This is a genomic window from Roseibium sediminicola (assembly GCF_023156505.1).
In the GTDB taxonomy this organism is placed as follows: domain Bacteria; phylum Pseudomonadota; class Alphaproteobacteria; order Rhizobiales; family Stappiaceae; genus Roseibium; species Roseibium sediminicola.
Map to the genome: position 1 here is coordinate 1 of NZ_JALNMJ010000061.1, position 1,741 is coordinate 1,741.

Annotated in this window: 1 protein-coding gene; it reads right to left on the bottom strand. The window is 59.2% G+C overall.

Features of this window, described 5'->3' with window-relative positions; all coding sequences use genetic code 11:
* Positions 1–128 precede the first annotated feature (128 nt).
* Entirely contained in the window at positions 129–1,421 is a 1,293-nt protein-coding gene (locus M0H32_RS29390) for an Hsp70 family protein (protein WP_248160317.1), read from the bottom strand.
* Positions 1,422–1,741 lie beyond the last annotated feature (320 nt).

A 1,741-nucleotide genomic window follows, 5' to 3' on the forward strand; every position in this document is an offset into this window, starting at 1 on the left:
GCTTCAATCAATTCCCATTCTGCGTCCGTCAAATCGCCACGTGCCAAGACTGCCTCCTAAAAGACAGTCTTGAATCACAGCTCAGCTGATTTGGGAATCCACTTTGTCAACAGGTCCTAGGAAGTCGCCTACGCCGCCAGCGCCCAGTCGCCGGCGTCTTCCCGGGCGCCGATCAGGGCCAGGCCGTTGGCGACCGAGGTCAACTCGTTGCCGCCGGAGATTTTCTCCTGTCCGAAACGCTCGGCGAACATGGCGCGAACGACCGGCACGAACGAGGTGCCGCCGGTCATGAACACCCGGTCGATATCGGTTTCCTGCAGGCTCGATTTTTCGAGCGTGGCGGTGAGCGCCTTGTCCATCTTGCGAAGATCCGGTGCGATCCAGCGCTCGAAATCCGCGCGTTTGACATCTGCCCGGAAACTGGCGCCAAGCGGAGCAAAGTTCAGCTCGGCTTCGTCTTCGGATGACAGCAGCGCCTTGGTCTCCGAAACGGATTTGTAGAGCGGGTAGCCCTGGTCCTCTTCCACAAGGTCGATGAAGAGTTCGATTTTCTCCGGCTCCACGCAGTAGCGCAGCAGCTTCTTCATTTCCTTGAAGTCGTCGGAGGTCTTGAAGATCGACAGCATGTGCCAGCGGGCAAAGTTGGAAAAGAGATTGGGCGGCATTTCCAGAACCTTGCCCATGCTCTTGTAGTGGGATCCCTTGCCGAGCTTCGGCAGGATGACATTGTCGATGATGCGATAGTCGAGCGTGTCGCCGGCAATGCCGATACCGCCGCGACCAAGTGGCGTTGCCTTCAGATGACCGGCCTCGGTCTCGAAGCGCATGATCGAATAGTCGGTGGTGCCGCCGCCGAGATCGGCCACCAGAATGGTGGTGTCCTGTTGCAGCGACTGGGCGAAGGAGAAGGCTGCGCCGACCGGTTCCATCACGAACAGGATGTCCTCGAAGCCGACCTTGCGAAATGCCTTGCGGTAGCGCGCCATGGCCAGCTCTTCATCCGGATTGTGGCCGGCGAATTCCACCGGACGGCCGACGACGAGGCGCGTCGAGGCCGGGTCGAAGGCCGCGCCGGCACGCTCAAAGGCCAGCGACAGGAAGGTCGCCATCAGATCCTCGAACTCGAAGCGCACGCCGAAGACACCGGTGCCCTTGAACACCCGGCTGGCCGCGAAGGTTTTCAGCGACTGGATGAAACGCACGTCGCCGAGGCTTTCCAGGAATTGCTTGATCGCCCAGGGCCCGACCTCCGCGTTGAGCGCTCTTGCGGCGCCCCGGTCAAGGAAACTCAGCACTGTCGGCAGCGAGGTGAAGCCATCCGGCCCGTCCGCAAACGTGACCAGCGTAGTCGCCGCAGTCCCGTCGGCGAGCACTGCGACCGTGTTGGAGGTGCCGAAATCGAGGCCGATGGTGTGGGGCATGGCGTGACCTCTCAAATTAACAACGGCTACGGGACACATGGCCGCAAGGGACGGTCTGGGCACGGGAACAAGTACTGGAAATGGACTGGACAGGCTGAATAAGTGGGAATGACTGGAAAGGCAAGGGGGGACCAGCCCTAAAACCTAACACAAAAAAAGCCGGGTTATTTGTAGTTCTGGAGAAAAGTTGAAATTTCCGAGCTAGCCCGCATTTCTCAAAGCATTAGGTGCATCGGCCCCAAGAATCTGAGAACATTCTTTTGCAACAGAGAGTTATCAGGTTCTGATGCGGGGTCCGATGCCAACACACTGTATCTGCG

Coding starts and splice junctions, on each gene's coding strand:
- M0H32_RS29390 (WP_248160317.1), bottom strand. CDS start 1,421: ATGCCCCACACCATCGGCCTCGATTTCGGCACCTCCAACACGGTCGCA.